Annotated in this window: 17 protein-coding genes; 8 read left to right on the top strand and 9 right to left on the bottom strand. The window is 71.0% G+C overall.

Annotated elements, in window-relative coordinates:
- Nucleotides 1-3: 3 nt before the first annotated feature.
- Nucleotides 4-534, bottom strand: coding sequence for a hypothetical protein (locus tag ACFPMG_RS13495; RefSeq protein ID WP_376995619.1), 531 nt, complete (start codon nucleotides 532-534; stop codon nucleotides 4-6).
- A gap of 167 nt (nucleotides 535-701) precedes the next feature.
- On the opposite strand from ACFPMG_RS13495, the gene ACFPMG_RS13490 reads away from it, so the two are divergent.
- Both ACFPMG_RS13490 and ACFPMG_RS13485 read left to right on the top strand, forming a co-directional pair.
- Nucleotides 702-2,336: a Y-family DNA polymerase gene (locus ACFPMG_RS13490; RefSeq protein ID WP_376995618.1), complete on the top strand. Its 1,635-nt coding sequence runs from the start codon at nucleotides 702-704 to the stop codon at nucleotides 2,334-2,336.
- Nucleotides 2,337-2,346: 10 nt separating this feature from the next.
- Complete coding sequence (locus tag ACFPMG_RS13485) at nucleotides 2,347-5,634, top strand: error-prone DNA polymerase (RefSeq protein ID WP_376995617.1); 3,288 nt, start codon at nucleotides 2,347-2,349, stop codon at nucleotides 5,632-5,634.
- Between the two features lie 21 nt (nucleotides 5,635-5,655).
- Here the strand turns inward: ACFPMG_RS13485 and ACFPMG_RS13480 are convergent, their stop codons facing one another.
- Nucleotides 5,656-6,234, bottom strand: coding sequence for a tyrosine phosphatase family protein (locus ACFPMG_RS13480; protein ID WP_014239380.1), 579 nt, complete (start codon nucleotides 6,232-6,234; stop codon nucleotides 5,656-5,658).
- Nucleotides 6,235-6,530: 296 nt separating this feature from the next.
- On the bottom strand, nucleotides 6,531-7,244 hold the full coding sequence (locus ACFPMG_RS13475) for a tRNA-uridine aminocarboxypropyltransferase (RefSeq protein ID WP_376995616.1): 714 nt from the start codon (nucleotides 7,242-7,244) through the stop codon (nucleotides 6,531-6,533).
- A 266-nt stretch (nucleotides 7,245-7,510) separates the two neighbouring features.
- On the opposite strand from ACFPMG_RS13475, the gene ACFPMG_RS13470 reads away from it, so the two are divergent.
- The gene (locus ACFPMG_RS13470; RefSeq protein ID WP_376995615.1) at nucleotides 7,511-7,681 is read left to right on the top strand and encodes a hypothetical protein; all 171 of its coding nucleotides are present in this window, start codon (nucleotides 7,511-7,513) and stop codon (nucleotides 7,679-7,681) included.
- An 86-nt stretch (nucleotides 7,682-7,767) separates the two neighbouring features.
- On the opposite strand, the gene ACFPMG_RS13465 is transcribed toward ACFPMG_RS13470, so the two are convergent.
- The 3 genes from ACFPMG_RS13465 to ACFPMG_RS13455 all read right to left on the bottom strand — a co-directional run bounded on the left by ACFPMG_RS13465 (nucleotide 7,768) and on the right by ACFPMG_RS13455 (nucleotide 10,169).
- Nucleotides 7,768-8,577 carry an ImuA family protein gene (locus tag ACFPMG_RS13465; RefSeq protein ID WP_376995614.1) on the bottom strand — a complete coding sequence of 270 codons (810 nt, stop codon included), beginning with the start codon at nucleotides 8,575-8,577 and terminating at the stop codon, nucleotides 7,768-7,770.
- A 138-nt stretch (nucleotides 8,578-8,715) separates the two neighbouring features.
- Nucleotides 8,716-9,792, bottom strand: coding sequence for a TIM44-like domain-containing protein (locus ACFPMG_RS13460; protein ID WP_376995613.1), 1,077 nt, complete (start codon nucleotides 9,790-9,792; stop codon nucleotides 8,716-8,718).
- A 140-nt stretch (nucleotides 9,793-9,932) separates the two neighbouring features.
- Complete coding sequence (locus ACFPMG_RS13455; protein ID WP_376995612.1) at nucleotides 9,933-10,169, bottom strand: hypothetical protein; 237 nt, start codon at nucleotides 10,167-10,169, stop codon at nucleotides 9,933-9,935.
- Nucleotides 10,170-10,652: 483 nt separating this feature from the next.
- On the opposite strand from ACFPMG_RS13455, the gene ACFPMG_RS13450 reads away from it, so the two are divergent.
- The 4 genes from ACFPMG_RS13450 to ACFPMG_RS13435 all read left to right on the top strand — a co-directional run bounded on the left by ACFPMG_RS13450 (nucleotide 10,653) and on the right by ACFPMG_RS13435 (nucleotide 13,798).
- Nucleotides 10,653-11,078, top strand: coding sequence for a DUF4112 domain-containing protein (locus ACFPMG_RS13450; protein ID WP_376995611.1), 426 nt, complete (start codon nucleotides 10,653-10,655; stop codon nucleotides 11,076-11,078).
- 81 nt (nucleotides 11,079-11,159) lie between these two features.
- Nucleotides 11,160-12,566 (top strand): oxygen-independent coproporphyrinogen III oxidase, encoded by a 1,407-nt coding sequence (hemN, locus tag ACFPMG_RS13445; RefSeq protein ID WP_376995610.1) that lies wholly within the window; start codon nucleotides 11,160-11,162, stop codon nucleotides 12,564-12,566.
- Between the two features lie 138 nt (nucleotides 12,567-12,704).
- Complete coding sequence (locus ACFPMG_RS13440; RefSeq protein ID WP_376995609.1) at nucleotides 12,705-13,325, top strand: glutathione S-transferase family protein; 621 nt, start codon at nucleotides 12,705-12,707, stop codon at nucleotides 13,323-13,325.
- Nucleotides 13,326-13,333: 8 nt separating this feature from the next.
- Nucleotides 13,334-13,798, top strand: coding sequence for a protease complex subunit PrcB family protein (locus tag ACFPMG_RS13435; RefSeq protein ID WP_376995608.1), 465 nt, complete (start codon nucleotides 13,334-13,336; stop codon nucleotides 13,796-13,798).
- A 135-nt stretch (nucleotides 13,799-13,933) separates the two neighbouring features.
- On the opposite strand, the gene ACFPMG_RS13430 is transcribed toward ACFPMG_RS13435, so the two are convergent.
- The 3 genes from ACFPMG_RS13430 to ACFPMG_RS13420 all read right to left on the bottom strand — a co-directional run bounded on the left by ACFPMG_RS13430 (nucleotide 13,934) and on the right by ACFPMG_RS13420 (nucleotide 17,618).
- Entirely contained in the window at nucleotides 13,934-14,842 is a 909-nt protein-coding gene (locus tag ACFPMG_RS13430; protein WP_376995607.1) for an ABC transporter permease, read from the bottom strand.
- Nucleotides 14,839-15,804, bottom strand: a complete 966-nt coding sequence (locus tag ACFPMG_RS13425; protein WP_376995606.1) for an ABC transporter permease — start codon at nucleotides 15,802-15,804, stop codon at nucleotides 14,839-14,841. Before ACFPMG_RS13425 ends, ACFPMG_RS13430 begins: the two co-directional genes overlap by 4 nt.
- A gap of 152 nt (nucleotides 15,805-15,956) precedes the next feature.
- Entirely contained in the window at nucleotides 15,957-17,618 is a 1,662-nt protein-coding gene (locus ACFPMG_RS13420) for a peptide ABC transporter substrate-binding protein (protein ID WP_376995605.1), read from the bottom strand.
- 193 nt (nucleotides 17,619-17,811) lie between these two features.
- Between ACFPMG_RS13420 and ACFPMG_RS13415 the strand changes: the two genes are divergently transcribed.
- Complete coding sequence (locus tag ACFPMG_RS13415) at nucleotides 17,812-18,591, top strand: enoyl-CoA hydratase-related protein (RefSeq protein WP_376995604.1); 780 nt, start codon at nucleotides 17,812-17,814, stop codon at nucleotides 18,589-18,591.
- The last annotated feature ends 68 nt before the right edge of the window (nucleotides 18,592-18,659 follow it).

Genomic DNA, 18,659 nt, shown 5'->3' with positions numbered 1-18,659 from the left:
AGATCAATAGCCCAGGGGGCCGGGGCCGTACTGGCGGAGGTCCTGCTGCTTGCGGAGCAGGTCGCGCTGCTGCAGCGGGTCGAGCCGGCCCATGGCGTCGTCGGTGCGCAGCCGGTCGACCTCCGGGCTCATCAGGTCGCGCTTGGCGCGGTCGGTCAGCCCCTGGGTGGAGCCCGGCGCCGGCAGGGCGGGCGTGGCCGGCTGGTCGATGGGCGGCGGCGGCGGGGACGAGCTGCCGCGGCGGCGCACCGACGGCTGGTTGGAAGGCTGGCCGGGCGCCTGCGAGGCGTCGGAGAGCTTCTGCGGCGGAGCGGGTGCAGGCTCTGGCCGCGGTGCGGGAGTTGGGCGGGCGTTTTCCTCCGCCTGGATCTGGCGCAGCGTCTTCAGCCCGCCGCTCTGCGCGGGCACCGGCGGTGCCGCCTGGGCCCGTCCCGGCATCTCGTCGTGCACCTCCGTAGCACAGGCCCCCAGGGCAAGGGCGGCGAGCGCGACGGCGACGGGCAGGAACACGGCGGTGGGACGGATCGGTGTCATACCAACCATGTCGTGTCCCGTGGAGACGGGACAAGACCCTCCCGGCGACCTCCCCCTTCTTGGTGAGGCCGTAAGGGGACTCCCAACCGCCGGCTTTTGCCGCTAGAATGTTCTTGTTTTGTTCGATCCGAAACGATTGACGAAGCGAGCGGAGCAGGGAGGGTGGCATGGGGAAAGGGCGGGCGGAACAGACGGCGCGGCGCATCCTGTCCCTGTGGCTGCCGCGGCTGGCCACCGACGCCCACAGCCGCCGCCATCCGGAGCGGCGCGACCATCCCCTGGCCGCCATCCTGGCCGAGCGCGGGCGGCTGGGCGTGGCCGCCGTCAACCGCGCCGCGGCGGAGGCCGGGGTGCATCCCGGCATGAGTCTGGCCGACGCCCGCGCCATCGAACCCGCCCTGGCCGTCTTCGACGCCGATCCCGAGTCGGACGCCCGCCTGCTGGAGCGGATCGCCGGCTGGTGCACGCGCTACACTCCCTGGACCACCCCGGACGGTCCGGACGGCGTGGCGCTGGACATCACCGGCTGCGCCCACCTGTTCGGCGGGGAAGAAGCCATGACCGCCGACCTGTCCGCCCGGCTGAATGCGGCGGGCTTCGAGTCGCGGCTGGCGGTGGCGGACACGCCCGCGGCGGCCTGGGCGCTGGCGCGGTTCGGCGGGGGTGCCCCCACCCTCCCGCTTCGCGGGTCCCTCCCTCCCCCGCTGCGCAGGGGAGGGACAGATAGCTCCCTCCCCTGCGCAGCGGGGGAGGGTCGGGGTGGGGGCAAGGGTTTCGCCGCCTCCCTCCTCTCCCCCCTCCCCGTCGCCGCGCTGCGCCTGCCCGCCGTCACGGTGCAGGGATTGGCCGCGGTGGGTCTGCGGCGGATCGGGGACCTGCACGCCCTCCCCCGCGCCACCCTGGCCGCCCGCTTCGGGCCGGAACTGCTGCAACGGCTCGACCAGGCCTACGGACGGCTGGACGAGCCGCTCTCCCCCCGCCTGCCGGTGCCGCCGCACAGCGTCCGCCTCGCCCTGCCCGAGCCGATCACCACCGCCGAGCCCATCGCCGAGGCGCTGCGCCGCCTGCTGGCCGCCCTCTGCGCCGGGCTGGAGAACACCGGCGAGGGCGCCCGCCGGCTGCGGCTGGAACTGCACCGGGTGGACCGCCGGCTGGAGGACACGCCCCAGACGCTGGCCATCGGCACCGGCCACCCGGTGCGCCGCCCGGACGCGCTGATGCGGCTGTTCGCCCAGAAGCTCGACCGCGTGGAGCCCGGCCCCGGCCTGGAGCTGATGGTGCTGTCGGCCACCGAGGCCGGCCCGCTCGCCGCCGCACAGGCCGCGCTGGATGGCACAACGGACGGCCGTGCGGACGGGCAGCCGGAGCTGGGAGAGCTGATGGACCGGCTGGGCAACCGGCTGGGGGAGCGGGCGGTGCTGCGGCTGGTCCCGCGGCAAAGCTGGCTGCCGGAGCGCAGCGTGGCCCCCGCCTCGGCCTTCGCGGACGCCCCCGGCGGTGCGATGTGGCCCGCCGACCGCCCGCGCCCGGTGCGGCTGCTCGCCCCGCCGGAGCCCATCGAGGCCATGGCCCTGGTTCCCGACGACCCGCCGGTGATGTTCCTCTGGCGCGGCGCCCGGCACCGCATCCGCCGTGCCGACGGGCCGGAGCGGATCGAGGCCGAATGGTGGCGGCGCGACGGCGAGCCCCGCGACTATTACCGCGTCGAGGACGAGGCCGGCCGCCGCTTCTGGGTCTATCGGCAGGGGCTGTACCGGCCCGGCGTGGCGGCGCTGTGGTTCCTGCACGGCTTCTTCGGGTGATGAGGCCGCCATGACCCCCTACGCCGAACTCCAGGTCTCCACCAGCTTCACCTTCCTGGAGGGCGCATCCCACCCGGACGAGCTGGCGCTGACCGCCGCCGGCCTCGGCCACGCCGCCGTCGCGGTGACCGACCGCAACTCGCTGGCCGGGGTGGTGCAGGCGCACGCCGCCGCCAGCAAGCACGGCCTCCGTCTGATCGTCGGTTGCCGGCTGGACCTGACCGACGCGGACAGCCTGCTCGCCTACCCCACCGACCGGGCGGCCTACGCGCGGCTGTCGCGGCTGCTGACGCTGGGCAAGCGGCGGGCGCCCAAGGGGGCCTGCTTCATCGGCCGCGCCGACGTGCTGGACCATGCGGAGGGGATGCTGTTCCTGCTGGTGCCGCCGGACCAGCGCGACCCCGCCTTCGTCCACGCGCTGCGCGGCTGGCGCAACGATCTGGGGGACCGCCTGCACCTCGCCGCCAGCCACCGCTACCGCGGCGACGACCAGCGGCGGCTGTCCTGGCTGGCCGGGCTGGCGGAGGCGGAGCGGGTGCCGCTGGTGGCGACCAACGACGTGCTCTACCACACCCCCGCCCGCCGCCCGCTGGCCGACGTGATGACCTGCATCCGCAACGGCACGACCATCGACGAGGCGGGCTGGCGCCTGTCCGCCAACGCCGAGCGGCACCTGAAGGCCGGGGTGGAGATGGCCCGCCTGTTCCACCGCCACCCCGACGCGGTCGCCCGCACGGTGGAGATCGCCGCCGCCTGCCGCTTCTCGCTGGAGGAGCTGCGCTACGAATACCCGGACGAGGTGGCGGGGGACGGGCGCAGCCCGCAGGAGACGCTGACCGATCTGACCTGGGCCGGCGCCGCCCGCCGCTACCCGGACGGCGTGCCGGAGACGGTGGCGCAGACCCTGCACCGCGAATTGGCGCTGATCGGGCAACTGGGCTACGCGCCCTATTTCCTGACGGTGCACGACATCGTGCGCTACGCCCGCTCGGAGGGCATCCTCTGCCAAGGGCGCGGCTCGGCGGCCAATTCGGCGGTCTGCTATTGCCTGGGCATCACCTCGGTCGATCCCGCCACCACCAGATTGCTGTTCGAACGCTTCATCTCCTCGGCCCGCAACGAGCCGCCGGACATCGACGTGGATTTCGAGCATGAGCGGCGCGAAGAGGTCATCCAGTACATCTATCGGAAATACGGGCGCGAGCGGGCCGGGTTGACCGCCACCGTCATCCGCTACCGCGCCCGCGGCGCCATCCGCGAGGTCGGCAAGGCCATGGGACTGTCCGCCGATCTGGTGGCGCGGCTGTCCTCCTCCGTATGGGGCTGGAGCCGCCACGGCGTGGACGGGGAGCGCGCCCGGCAATACGGCTTCGACCCCGACGACCCGCGGCTGCGCCAGACGCTGGAACTGGCGCAGGAGCTGATCGGCTTCCCCCGCCACCTGTCGCAGCATGTCGGCGGCTTCGTCATCACCCGCGGCCCATTGAGCGACCTGTGCCCCATCGCCAACGCCGCCATGAAGGACCGCACGACCATCGAGTGGGACAAGGACGACATCGACGCGCTGGGCATCCTGAAGGTGGACGTGCTGGCGCTGGGGATGCTGACCTGCCTGCACCGCGGCTTCAATCTATTGAAGCAGCATTATGACAGCGACCTGACGCTGGCGACGGTGCCGCAGGGGGACCCGGCGACCTACGACATGCTGTGCCGGGCCGACAGCCTGGGCGTCTTCCAGGTGGAAAGCCGGGCGCAGATGTCCATGCTGCCCCGCCTGCGGCCCAAGAGGTTTTACGATCTGGTGATCCAGGTCGCCATCGTGCGGCCCGGTCCGATCCAGGGCGACATGGTCCATCCCTACCTGCGCCGCCGCAGCGGCGAGGAGGTCGTGACCTACCCATCCCCCGACCTGAAGGCGGTGCTGGACAGGACGCTGGGCGTGCCGCTGTTTCAGGAACAGGCGATGCAGATCGCCATCGTCGGCGCCGGCTTCAGCGCGGAGGACGCCGACCGGCTGCGCCGCGCCATGGCGACCTTCCGCAAGACCGGAGAGGTCCAGCTTTTCCGCGACCGGTTCATCGAGGGCATGGTCGGCAAAGGCTACGACCGCGCCTTCGCCGAGCGCTGCTTCCAGCAGATCGAGGGGTTCGGCGAGTACGGCTTCCCCGAGAGCCACGCGGCGAGCTTCGCCCTGCTGGCCTATGTGTCGGCCTGGATGAAGTGCCATCACCCGGACGTCTTCGCCGCGGCCCTGCTGAACAGCCAGCCCATGGGCTTCTACGCCCCCGCCCAGATCGTCCGCGACGCCCGCGAGCACGGGGTGACCGTGCTGCCCCCGGACGTGAACGCCTCCGGCTGGGACTGCACGCTGGAATCCCTGTCACCCTCTCCCGCCCCGGGAGAGGGAGGGACCCGCCAAAGGCGGGAGGGTGAGGGTAACGCCGAGAATCAGCGCGCCAATCCTTGGATGCACCCTCACCCGGCCGCTGCGCGGCCACCCTCTCCCGGGGCGGGAGAGGGAATAAGGCATGCCCTGCGGCTCGGCCTGCGGCTGGTCCGGGGGATGGACGAGGAGGACGCGCATCAACTCGTGCTGTGCCGCGGGGCGGGCTACCGCGATCCCTACGACCTGTGGCGCCGCGCGCGCATGCCGGTCGCCGGGCTGGAGCGGCTGGCCAAGGCCGACGCCTTCCGCTCCGTCGGGCTGGACCGGCGCGCCGCGCTGTGGGCGGTGAAGGCGCTGGGGGCGCAGCCGCTGCCGCTGTTCGCCGGCCTCGCCGACTCCGCCCAGGAGGAGCCGCAGGCGCTCCTGCCCGCCATGGCGCTGGGCGAGCATGTGGTGATGGACTACGGCAGCCTGTGCCTGTCGCTGAAGGCGCATCCCATGGCGCTGCTGCGCGATGGCTTCGCCGGGGTGGTCCCGACCGAACGGCTGGGCAAGGTGCGGGCCGGCACGCGGCTGACCGTGGCGGGGCTGGCGCTGGTCCGGCAGCGGCCGGGCAGCGCCGAGGGCGTGGTCTTCATCACGCTGGAGGACGAGACCGGCATCGCCAACCTCGTCATCATGCCGGACGTGTTCGAGCGCTTCCGGAAGACGATCATCGGCGCCCGCCTGATCGCCGCCACCGGCCGGGTGGAGCGCAGCGGCAAGCCCAACCTGGAAGGCGGCGAGGTCATCCACCTGCGCGTCGAGCGGCTGACCGACCTGACGCACCGGCTGCGCGACCTGACCGACCCCGACGCGCTGCCCAACCGCTCCGCCGCCGCGGTCTTCCCGGAGGGGCGGAACTTCCGCTGAGAAGCGGTTGGAAAGGAACGGTCAGTCGATCAGGTCCGCGACCTCGCGCACCCGGCCGTTGTCGATCATGAACTGGACCAGATCGGGACGCTCCCGGCCGTAGCTCCGGTGACGGGCGCGGACGGCGGCGACCAGCTCGCCCCGGCGCTCCAGGATCTCGTCGGCGAACTCGATCATGCGCAGGTTGGGCCACGCCTTGTGGCGGATGCCGACCACGGCGGCCATCGCCTCGGCGGCGGGGCGGTCGGGACTGGCCTGGGCCAGGATCATGGTCAGGGCGGCGGTCGAGCGCGAGATGCCGGCGTGGCAATGGACCAGCAGCCCACCCACCCCGGTCGGCTCGGTCATCAGGTCGCGCCCGAAGGCCAGGATGCGCTCGACGTCCGCGCGCTGCGGCAGGGACTGGCCCATGTAGGGGTCGATGATGTCGTGGAAGCGCAGTTCAAGCCGCTTGTGCTCGCCGTAGGAGCCGAAGGCGGTCGGCTCCGGATGGCCGGGGTCGAGGATCGACAGGACGTGAGTCACGCCGGCCTCGCAGAAGCCGTTCAGCTCCTCGATGCCGCAGACGGTCAGTCCGAAGGGAACGAAATCGCGGGCCATGGTCCTCGTCTCTTGCCGTGCGCGCGGAGGGCGGCGCGGTTCGCATGTGGCGCCGCCGGTCCGTGCCGTCAAGCCGGTCAGAGGCCCGATCAGAGGACGTTGAACAGGTACAGCAGAAGAATGATCGGAATGGGAATACCGACAAGCCACAGCAAAACGCCCTTCATGGATCGCTCCCTTGGTTGAGGCCCGAGCGGCCGATGCAATCCCCAACAGCGCAACAGCGCATTGGTTGCCTCGGCCGCCCTGGTCGAGGGGGGCTTACCTGGAAAGGGCGATCCCGGAAGAGGCGCGGATTATTCCGCCTCGTTTTGATTCGGGGCCTGATCCGGAGCCTGATCCGCCGCCGGTTCCGCCGCCTCCGCGCGGGGCGGCAGAACGGGGCGCGGGCGCGGCGCGCGCAGCTTCTTCAGCAGCAGCGCGAAGGGCTTCAGCGCGCGGTCGAGGAGCGCCGGCTCGGCCTCCAGCCGCGACAGCAGGAAGGCGGCCGCCTCCAGGGTTGAGACGCTGTCGCGCCGCGGCTCCTTGCGGGCCTGCCCGTAGAGGGAGCGGAACTGCGGGTTCAGCACGATGCGGCGGCATTTCAGGAGCCACGGGTTGCGCCACCACAGTGTCTTGGCCTGGCTCCAGGTGCCGTCCAGGACGATGACGCCCTCCAGGTCGCCCAGCACCAGTTCGCTGTCCTTCTGCGGGACGCCGCCCTTGTCCACCACGGACACTTCCGGCAGAGGAGCCGCACCCTGCTTGACCGGGCCGAGATAGAGCACGCCCCAGCGCTTGTAGTCGACCTCGCGCCCCAGGATGCGCTTCAGGTTCGACCAGCTCAGCCCGACCTTCAGCGCGGAGTTCTTGAACTGGAGATGGGCGATCTGCGCGGTGCCCAGCGTCTCGCGCTTTTCCTGCGGGTGCTGGAGGATGAGCAGGAAGACGGCGTTGTCGATCGGCTCCACCGCCTCGCAAACGCACAAATGCATAGGTTTTAGGCAGGTGGGGCAGGGTTCGGCGTGCATGGTCGGTCTCGGAAGAAGGAACATCGGCGGAAAAAGCGGGAGGCGGGGACTATGAGCTTCCCATCCGAAAAAAGGAACGGGCCTCAAAAAAGAAACGGGGGCTGAAAAAGAAACCGGGCGCATTAAAGTTTGCATAACGCGTGATCTGCATCACTTAGAGGCCTGGACCTTGCATGATAGCGTCCAGACACACAGGACGGGTTGGGCCGAGGGCGGTCGACAGGACCGCTCCCCAGGCTCTCCCGACGCTCAGAAGGAGGCTTGCCATGCTGCCCGCTCATTTGGCCGCCCGCTTGTTGGAACAACGCCGGGCTCAGGAATCGGCGGAATTCGCCCGGCAACTGCCGCTCTACGCGGACGACGCGCCCTTTCCGCTTCACACCGATCCGGATGACGAAACCGGGCATCCCCTGCCCGACTGGACCACCAACTACTGATCGGAAGACGACGGGCGGCTGTCGCGTAAGCGACATCTCGAACGGCTGTCGCGTAAGCGACATCACCGCCCGTCCTTCCGTCCTCATCACGCCACCTCGGCCCAGGACGGCCCGTGTCCGCCCGCCGGAGCCGGACGCCGAACCGGGGTGGACGTGGATGCCGGCGCGGGAACGGCCTGCTCCGATGCTTGCGCCGGGACCAGGGCACCGTCACGCCAGTCCAGAAGCCACGACCCCGGACGACCGCCCCGGCAGCGCTCCAGTTCGGCGCGCCAGCGCGGATCGCCGACGCCCGGCTCCGCCGTCCAACTGGGTGCCGGCGCGATCCGCCAACGGGTGACCGCCGCGCTTGCCGCCGAGCGGCGGGCGGCGCTCTGCAACAGGAATCCCGTCACACCCGATGACTCGGCAGCCAGCTGCAGCCGGCGGCTCGCCGTCAGGTCCAGCCCCCCGACCTCCCCCAGCACGGCGGACAGCCGCTTGCAGCGCAGCGCCTCCTCCATCGCCCACAGGGCGTCAGTGTCGCGGGTCGCGCGCACGGCGATCAGCCGGTCGGGCGTCAGCCCATAGGCGGCCAGCCCGGCGGCGTGCAGGTCGCGCCCGCGCACGACCCACAGCGCGGGCGCTGCCGCGCTGGCGAGGCGGGCCAGCAGATGCGCGGCGAAGGCCGTCCCGGCCCCCGGCTCCTCCCCCGCCAGCTCGTGCAGGCAGCCGAGCGGCAGCCCGCCCGCCGGAAAGGCCCCGTCGAGATCCGGCAGTCCGAAGGGCAGCACCCGCGCCCCTTCTCCGCCCAGCCCTTCCAGGCCCCGGATGCGGGCGCGCAGATCGGCCAGAATGGCCGCCCGATCCGGCGGGGGCGCTTCGATCCAAGACCCAGGCACAGGACGTTCGGGCATGACTCGCTTCCGCTGAGCAGGTATTTGTTCCTGATATGTTCTATCATGTCCCATCTGCCCAGGGGAGTCCGGAAATGCGAAAGGGGGCGCCCTTTCGGACGCCCCCCCCGCAAGACCGGTTGAGGAGTGGAGAGTGGATCAGCCGGCCTGTTGGATCGCCGACAGGACCCAGCGGCCGCCGCGCGGACGGGTGAAGGTCCAGATTTCCGTGGCTTCGACCGGACGGTTCGGGTCGCCCTCGACCACGCGGTTGCTCGCACGGTCCACCGTCACGTCGGTCAGCGAGAAGCGCATCGCCACGGTGGCGTATTCCACGTTGCCCTCGCGCCACGCCTCGGCCAGGTCGCCCTGGAGCAGGCGGACGTCGGACAGACGGTTGACCACGCCGCGGTTGTGGTTGGCCGCCAGTTCCTCGGTGAAGTAGGAGGCCATCTCCGGCGTCACGGCGCTGCGCAGGGCCGTCAGGTCCTCGTTGCCGTAGGCGGTCTGGACCGCGACCAGAGTCTGCTCGAACGCCTGGTAGTCGGCCGGGCCGATGCCCAGGTCGTCACGGCGCACGCCCGGACGGCCGGACGAAGCCGGCCCCGCCGCGGCGCTGCCGCGAGCGCCACCACCCAGCGGGTTCGAGCGCGCGTCCACCGCCTCGCGGTTCATGGCGCCCGGGTTCGGGCCGGCATAGGCGGCGTTGGAAGCGCCCATGCCCGCCGGCCGCGCCGCGCCCGCCGAACGGTTGCGGAAGAAGCGCATCGCCAGCCGGACCAGGAAGACGACCAGCAGGATCTGGAGGATGAAGCCCAGGATGCCCGCGAAGCTGCCCAGCCCGTCGAGGAAGCCGCCGCCGAACAGCATGCCGGCGATGCCGGCGCCGATCAGGCCGCCCATCAGGGCCGGCATGAAGCCGCCGCGCGAGAAGAAGCCGCCGCGCTGCGCTGCCGCCGGGGACGCCATGCCCGGCTGCTGCATGCCCGGCTGCTGGGCGCCCGGGGTCTGGGCCGGGGCCGCCGAGCGCTCCATCGGGGCGGCGCGCGGCGCGGTGTTGGTCTGGGCCGGCGCCTCGTAAGTGCGCGAGCCGCGGCTGCCCGCGGAACTGCTCTTGCCGGCGCGGGCGTCGGCGGTACCGGCGGTCAGCGCCACGGCCAGCGCCAGAGCGACGGCGCCGAAGGCGCGGGCCGGAGTGCGGGAAACGGTGCGGGGGGATCGCGTGTTCTGGGTCATGGCCGTGTTCGGAAAAGCCCTCGGTTCAGGGGGAACGCTCATCATGTAGCGTCCTCCTATATGGTATGGCAGCCCTGCTGTTTTAGAGGGGGCCACAACCAAACCGACCAAAAAACGCGCAGACCCCATGTGGCGCCTGATCAGGCGGAGGCGCGCTCCCACACTGTTTCCACCCTATGGAAAGCCCCCGCCCCGGCCGGAACCACCGGCGGCAGCGGCGCGGCGGCCGTCCGTTCCGCTGCCCGCAGCGACGCCCAGACGCGGCGGCGGACCTCGATCTGGCGGCGGCAATCGCGCGAGCAGTAGAGCGGCGCCGGGCCGCGCGGCGAACTGCGGCGGAACGGCTGTCCGCAGCAGGCGCAATAGAGTGTGGTCATGACGATCCTCCCTGCTTTTTCCGATGACTGGTGCCCCGCCCATCACCCTGTGGAGCGGGTGCCCGTTCGGTTCTTTTCGGTCTAAAGTCTCGACCTGCGCGCACCATTGTTGTGCTTTGGGACGCCCCAGACCAGAGATGCCTTCGGCATATGGCCGTTTGAAAACCCAGCGATTCCGGAAAAATCGTCGAAACAACAATCGCTTGGCTTCCGCAAATCCGGACTGCGCGTCCATTCGCCGCATCCGGTCGTCAACCCCCCTCTCCGTTCGGACGATGACCCTGCGTCCGCGCGATCATCCGTATGACGACGGCCCCGTCCGGGCCGTGAGCGCGTCCGTGGTGCCGGGCACCCGATGGAGATAGGCCGGGAACCGCGGGGGACAGCCGCGGGTTGCTCAACCCGACACGCCCGACCGGCTCCGCCCACGGCTTCCTCCGCCGGCGGCTCCCCACGGCGGCTCTCCTGCTCCGGTGAAGCCCCATGAGCGACATCCGCACGCGCCCCGCGCCCGCCTCCACCCTCTCGGGCGTCGCCACGGCGCCGCCGGTCATCCACATCGACCTGGAACGGCTGGAGCGGCTGCGCCGGCTGACCCGGCTGATGGACACGCGCTGGCGCGTTCCCGGCACGCGCATCCCCGTCGGGCTGGACGGCATCGCCGCACTGGTCCCGGTCGCCGGCAGCACGGCGACCACCGTGGTGGCCGCCTACATCATCATGGAAGCCGCCCGCTTCGATCTTCCGAAAAGCCTGATCGCCCGGATGGTCGCCAACATGGCCGTGGATTGGGCCGGCGGCTCGGTCCCGGTGGTCGGCGCCCTCTTCGACATCGGCTTCAAGGCGAACCGCCGCAATCTGAACCTGCTGCTGGAGCATCTGGAGAACCGTCTGGCCGCAGCCGCCTGACGGGCGAAGCTGACGGGCGGGCGTTCGAACGCTTGACTTGTGTCAAAGCGGCGGGAGGCGGTCTGCACGATCCTCCCCGCCATGAACGCGATCTCCCCCGTGGCCTGCGCCACCGCCGCCCCGACCGCCCCGCTGAACGCCGCCCTGCTGGCCAAGTACGACGGGTTGCGGGTGCCCCGCTACACCAGCTACCCGACGGCGCCGCACTTCACCGCCGCCGTGGGGGCGGAGCGCTACGCGGGCTGGCTGGCGGAGCTGGACACGGCGGCCCACACGGGGTCGCTGTACCTGCACGTGCCCTTCTGCGCGAAGATGTGCTGGTACTGCGGCTGCCACACCAAGATCGTCGCCCGCTACGCCCCCATCGCCGAGTATCTCGGCCATCTGCGTCGCGAGATCGGCATGGTCGCCGATCGCATTTCCGGACGGCTGCGGGTGCGTCACATCCATTTCGGCGGCGGCACCCCGACCATGATGGCGCCGGACGACTTCGAATCGCTGATCGCCCTGCTGCGCGAGCGCTACGACGTGACGCCGGACGCGGAGATCGCGGTGGAGATCGACCCGCGCACCCTGACCCGCGAGATGGCCGAGGCGCTGGGCCGCGCCGGGGTCAACCGCGCCTCGCTCGGCGTGCAGGACTTCGACGCCGCGGTGCAGGCCGCCATCAACCGCATCCAGCCGCAGGAGCAGACCGAGCAGGCGCTGGAGTGGCTGCGCGCCAACGGCATCCGCCACATCAACCTCGACCTGATGTACGGCCTGCCCGGCCAGTCGGTGGAGAGCGTCGCGCGGTCCGCGGAGATCGCCCTGACCATGACGCCGGACCGGCTGTCGGTCTTCGGCTACGCCCATGTGCCGTGGATGAAGACGCACCAGAAGAAGATCGACGAGTCGGCGCTCGCCGGCACGCTCGGCCGGTGGGAGCAGTTCGCGGCCATCGCCGGGGTGCTGACCGACGCCGGCTTCCAGCCCATCGGCCTCGACCATTTCGCCCGGCCCGACGACGAGCTGGCCGTGCAGCAGAGCGAGGGACGGCTCAGCCGCAACTTCCAGGGCTACACGACCGACGACGCGGAGGTGCTTCTGGGCTTCGGCGCCTCCTCCATCGGGGCGCTGCCGCAGGGCTATGTGCAGAACGCCGTTCCCTTCGACCAGTACGCCCAGGCCGTCGAGGCCGGACAATTCCCGACCGGCAAGGGGCTGACGCTGACCGCCGACGACCGGCTGCGCCGCGACCTGATCGTGCGGCTGATGTGCGACCTGTCGGTGGACGTCGGCGCGGTGGCCGAGGCCCACGGGCTGGCCGCCGGGACCTTCGACGACGACCTGGAGGCGATGGCCGATCTGGTGGCCGACGGGGTCGCCGTGGTGGAGGGCCGCCGCGTCCATGTGCCGGAACCCGCCCGCCCGCTGATGCGCATCGTCGCCGCGCGCTTCGACACCTACCTGTCCACCGGCGCCGGGAAGCACAGCCGCGCGGTGTGACGACGGAGCCCCTCGGAACGGCAGGCAAAAGGCGCTTTTTGCCTGCCTCTGGCCTTCCGCGCGCAAATCGGCGAAACTGGCGCCTGTTGAACGCCTTTGCGGACACGGCAAAGGGACAGGCTCCAGGGACGGGCACCGATGATCACGCTCTACACCTTCGCCTCGCCGAACGGGCAAAAGGCTTCGATCCTGCTGGAAGAGCTGGGTCTCACCTACAAGGTCCACAAGGTTGACCTCGTGGCCGGCGAAGGCCGTCAGCCCGACTATCTGGCGGTCAGCCCGATCGGCAAGATCCCGGCCGTCGTCGAGGATCTGCCCGGCGGCCGGAAGCGCCGCCTGTTCGGGTCGGGGGCCATCCTGCTGCACTACGCGGAGCGCACCGGCCGCCTGCTGCCCGAGGACGAGGACGAGCGGGCGGAGGCGATGAGCTGGCTGATGCTGGGCGTCAGCGACCTCGGCCCCTCGGGCTTGAGCAAGTTCCGCTTCGCGGTCATGGCGCCGGAGAAGATCCCCTACGCCATCGACTATTTCAAAGGCGAGCTGCAGCGCATCCACGCCGCGATGGAGGAGCGTCTGGGCGGGTCGGAGTATCTGGCCGGCGGCGCCTACTCCATCGCCGACATCGCCTGCTTCCCCTTCGTCGCCGTGGCGGCCAAGGCGGAGGGCAACGTGCTGGACCGCTACCCCAACCTGAAGCGCTGGCACGACGCGGTCGCTGAGCGCCCGGCGGTCAAGCGCGGCATGGCGGTGCCGGAGTGAGCCGCCGCATGACCCGCCCAGCCGTCGCCTTGCTTGCCCTCGCCGTCACGCTTCCCCTTCTCGGCGCCTGCCAGACCGCCCCGGACGGGGCGGAGCCGCAGGCCCTGCTCCCCGCCGACGCCGATCCCGGCACCTATTGGCAGGGCGACCGCAGCCAAGCCTACGAGCGCGCCTATGTGGTCGCGCGCAACCCGCAGGAATGGAACGACCTCTGGGCCCGCGTCGGCGAGGCCGCGCCGGGTCCCCTGCCCGGCGACCGCATGGCCGCGGCGGTCTTCCTCGGCCCGCGCGACACCGGCGGCTACGGCGTGTCCATCGTCAGCGCGCGGGCGTCCGGCGGCGATGTGGTCGTCGGCTACCGCGAGCGCGTTCCGGGTCCGGCCCAGGCGGTGGCGCAGATGCAGACGTCGCCTTATGCGGTGCGGCTGATCCCGATGGCGGCGGGGGCGGCGAAGTTTCAAAGGGAGAAGTGAAGGGAGGGTTGCCCCCACCCTTCCCACGGCTTGCGCCGCGGGCCCCTTCCCTCCCCCGCTGACGCAGGAGAGGGAGGTTTTTCCCCTCCCCTGCGAAGCGGGGGAGGGTCAGGGTGGGGGCAAGACCTCGCTCCCCTACCGCTTCCCCACCACCCGCGGGTCCAGCGCGTCCTGCAGCCCGTCGCCCAGCAGGTTGACGGCGATCACCGTCAGGAAGATCAACAGCCCCGGCCACACCGCCAGCAGCGGCGCCGTTCCCACCAGCTCCTGCGCGTTGGTCAGCATGTTGCCCCAGGAGGGCAGAGGCGGCTGGATGCCCAGCCCGAGGAAGCTCAGCACCGATTCCAGCAGGATCACGTTGCCGACCGTCAGTGTCGTCGCCACAACGGCGGGGGCGGCGACGTTCGGCAGGATGTGGGCCAGCATGATCCGGCGGCTGCCCGCCCCCATCGCCACCGCCGCCCGCACATAGTCGCGCCGCCGCGCCGACAGGGTGGCCCCGCGCACCAGCCGCGCCACCGTCGTCCAGCCGAACAGCGCCACCAGAACGACGATGCGCAGCAGGCTGGCGTCCTCCGATCCCGCCACTTCCGGCGGGATGCCCAGCCGCGTCAGGTCGATGGCGCCCAGCACGATCAGCAGCGGCAGCAGCGGTAGGGCGATCAGCCCGTCGGTGACCCGCATCAGCAGATCGTCGAGCCGCCCGCCGAAGTAACCGGCCAGCAGCCCGATCCCCGTGCCGATGACGGCGGAGGCCAGCGCCGCTGCCACGCCCACGAACAGCGACACCCGCCCGCCGTAGAGCAGCCGCACCAGCACGTCGCGCCCCAGCTCGTCCGTGCCCAGCGGGTGCAGGGCCGAGGGTGGGCCGAAGCGGTCGAGCAGGCTGATGCCCGTCGCCTCCACCCCCAGCCAGTGTTCCACCCAGGGCGCCGCCGCCGCCGCGATGGCCAGGACGAGCAGCAGCAGGGCGCTGGCCACCGCCAGCCGGTGGCGGGCGAAGCGCCGCAGGAAGCGCCCGGCCTTCAGGCGCCCGGCCCTCACGCCCCGTCCCCCTTGAAGGAGATGCGCGGGTCCAGCCCGGCGTAGGCGGCATCGGCCAGCAGGTTGCCGGCCAGCGTCGTCAGCGTGGCGAACAGCAGCGCCACCAGCGCCACGTTCAGGTCGTTGCCCATGATGCTGTCGTAGATCAGCTTGCCCATGCCCGGCCAGGCGAACATCGTCTCGGTCACCAGCGCGCCGGAGAACAGGGCGCCGAACTCCAGCGCCACGATGGTCACGATGGGGATGGTCGCGTTGCGCAACGCGTGGCGCCAGACCACCCGCCCCTCCCCCAGCCCCTTGGCGCGGGCGGTGCGGACGTAATCCTGGCGAAGCTCCCCCATCATCGCGGCGCGGACGTAGCGCGTGTAGCCGCCGATGCTCGCCAGGGTCAGCGAGGCCACCGGCAGCACGAGGTAGGGCAGCCGCTCCCACCAGCCCTCCCCGCCGACCGGGCCGAGGCCGGAGGCGGGCAGCCATTGCAGCTCCACAGCGAAGAGCAGGATCAGCAGCAGCGCCAGCCAGAAGGCCGGGACGGAGATGCCGGCGAAGCAGAACAGGTTGATGGCGTTGTCCGCCCAGCCGTAGGGCCGCCGCGCCGCGTAGACGCCGAGCGGCAGCGCCACCGCCAGGGTCAGCGCCATCGCCGCGCCGAGCAGCAGCAGCGTGTTGCCCAGCCGCGGCAACAGGATCGTCAGCACCGGCTGCGCGTAGAGCCGCGAGAAGCCGAAATCCCCCATCAGCGCCGCCTGGAGCCAATGCCAGTAGCGTTCCAGCAACGGCTTGTCGAGGCCGTAGAGCGCCTTCAGCCGCGCCGCGTCGGCGGGGGTGGCGCGCGGGTTGCCGGCCAGCATCATGTCCACCGGATCGCCCGGCATCAGCGTCATCAGGACGGTGATGACGAAGCTCATCAGCAGCAGGACGACCAGCGCCTGCAGCAGGCGGGAGGCGAGGAAGCGGGTCATGGGGAAAACAATCCCACGACGAAACGTTTTGCCCCCACCCTAACCCTCCCCCGCTGACGCAGGGGAGGGGACTGCCGCCGCTTCGCAGAAGGCTCCCTCCCCTGCGAAGCGGGGGAGGGGCGGGGTGGGGGCAAGGGTCTGCATCACCTCTCTCACTCCTTCGCCTTCCACGTCTCGATCCACAGCGTGCTGGAATCCAGATGCCCGGTCGGCACCACGCCGTCCAGCCAGGACGGCAGGATGAACGGATCGGCGCGGAAGAACAGCGGCAGGTTCGGCAGGTCCTGGGCGTAGAGCGCCTGCAGCTTCGCCCACAGCGCGCGGTTGGCGTCGGGCTCGCAGACATGCTCCAGGTCCTCCAGGACCTTGTCCATCTCCGGGTTCTTGTAGCCGGTGTAGTTCTGGCCCGCCCAGTTGTTGGCCTCCGTCGGGATCATGCTGGAATGCAGGATGGTGCGCGGGATGTTCTCCGGCGCGCTGATCCAGGCGAACAGCGCCATCGATTTGAAGCGGCGCTTCTCCAGCGTGTCGCCGAACAGGACGCGGGCCGGCTCGTTGACGATGCGCACCTCCACCCCGGCCTGCCGCCATTGCGCCTGGAGCACCTGCTGCAGCACCTCGCGGGAGCGGTTGCCGGCGGTCGTCATGATCTCCAGCGACAGCCGCTCCCCCTTGGCGTTGTGGCGCACCCCGGCGCGCCGCTCGCTCCACCCCGCCTCGTCCAGCAGCTTGCCGGCCAGCGCCGGGTCGAAGGCGTAGGTCGGGTAGCCCGGCGCGTGCACGCGGTCGAGGGGGCTGATCTCGTTGTGGGCGACCGGCTGGCGCCCGTCGTAGAGCTGCTTGGAGATCGCCTCGCGGTCGATGGCGTGGAGCAGCGCCCGGCGCACCCGCACATCGGCCAGCGCCGGGTTGTCGAGGTTCAGCTCGACATGCTCGAAGAACAGGCCCGGCTTGTAGAAGACGTTGTAGCGGCTGCCGTGCCGCTTCTCGAAGGCGAGCACCTGGTCGAGCGGCAGGCCGGTCTCCCCCGGCACCATGTCGACCTGCCCGGCCAACAGGTTGGCCTCCAGCGCGGCGGTGTTCTCGATGGACTTCACGATCACCCGCTTGAAGGCCGGCTTCGCCCCCCACCAGGTCGGGTTGGGCTCCAGCACCACATGGCTGCCCGGCTCGACCTGGGCGATGCGGTAGGGGCCGAACCACAGGCCGGGGTTTGTCGTGTCGGTCTCGTACTTGGAGCGGTTGCGGTAGGTCGCCGGGTCGGCCTCGAACACCGCGCGCTCCAGATGGGCGGGCAGGATCTCGAAGTCGTTGATCTCGGCGTAGCTGCACACCGCCTTGTCGCGGTGGATGGTGAAGGTGCGCTCGTCCTTGGCGTCGATCGCCACGATGTCGCGCGCGAACAGGTCGAAGTTGCTGTAGCCGCTCTGCGGGTGCTTGCCGACCGTCCAGGTGAACAGCACGTCCTCGGTCGTCACCGGCGTGCCGTCGCCCCAGGTCGCCTTGGGGTTGATGGTGTAGGTGACCTTGATGCCCTTCTTGCCGTCGGCCCGCGTCTCGTACTCCGCGGTGCCCTTGTCCAGAGCCGGCAGCTCGGTGCAGAGCATGCAGGTCAGCCGCCAGTCGGGATCGTAGGCGGTGAAGGGCCGGCGCGCCATGGACAGGACGTAGCTCTTGGCCATCATCGCTTCCATGGAGGGGTGCCAGTTGGACGGGAACTGGGTCATGCCGATCACCAGCTCGTCCTTCGCCGCGAAGGCGGGCGAGCCCATCGGAGCGGCGGCCAGAGCGGCGGCTAGGGTGAAAGCGGCCAATCCCGTTCGCGCCAATCCCGTTTGCATCGCGGCGTCGTCTCCGTCCGGTGAAGTCCCGGCTACGAACTATGGGGACCCGCGGCCCTGCGGTCCAGAGTGGAAGCAGCCTTTGCGAAGCCCTTGACGGAACGGGGCCGCCGGTGTTTGTGGTCTGCCCCATACGCAACCGAATGGATGGGGAGCCCGACAGGCCATGGCCGGCACCGTGACCCTGAGCCGCGACGGCGGCGTCGCCACGCTGACCCTCAGCAACCCCGACAAGCTGAACGCCTTCGACAAGCCGATGTGGCAGGCGCTGATCCCGCTGCTGCGCCGGCTCGGCGCCGACGGGACGGTGCGCGCGGTGGTGCTGCGCGGCGCCGGCGGGCGGGCCTTCAGCCCCGGCGCCGACATCTCCGAATTCGAGACGGAGCGCAACAGCCCCGAGCAGGGCGCCGACTACGGCGTGCTGATGGACGAGGGGCTGACCCTGCTGCGCGACCTGCCGCACCCGACGCTGGCGGCCATCCAGGGCGCCTGCTGCGGCATCGGTCTGGCCGTGGCGCTGGCCTGCGACCTGCGGGTGTGCACGGCGGGCAGCCGCTTCGGCGTGCCGGTCAGCCGGCTCGGCATCTCCATGGCGCTGCCCGAGCTGAAGCTGCTCCACGACATCGCGGGCGGCCCGGCGGCGCTGGAGATCCTGCTGGAGGGCCGCGTCTTCGGCGCGGAGGAGGCCAAGGACAAGCGGCTGGTTCACCGCCTCGTCGCCGACGACGCTTTCGAGGAGGAAATCGCCGGGACCTGCGAACGAATCGCCGGGGGCGCCCCGCTGGCCGCCCGCCTGCACAAGCAGTTCGTCCGCCGCCTGTCCGACCCCGCCCCGCTGTCGGAAGCGGAGATCGCCGAATGCTACCACTGCTTCGGCACGGAGGATTTCCGCGAGGGCTACCGGGCGTTCCTGGAGAAACGCAAGCCGGTCTTCAAGGGGCGGTGAGCGCCCGCGCATGCCAGGGTTCACCCCATAGCGATGGTTTCCGGACGGGGGAAGTCCAGATTGGGAAG

This window comes from Azospirillum himalayense (assembly GCF_042657465.1).
GTDB classification, from domain to species: Bacteria; Pseudomonadota; Alphaproteobacteria; order Azospirillales; family Azospirillaceae; genus Azospirillum; species Azospirillum himalayense.
Note: the sequence above shows the minus strand (reverse complement) of the source record. Positions and strands in the feature narration are given on the sequence as shown.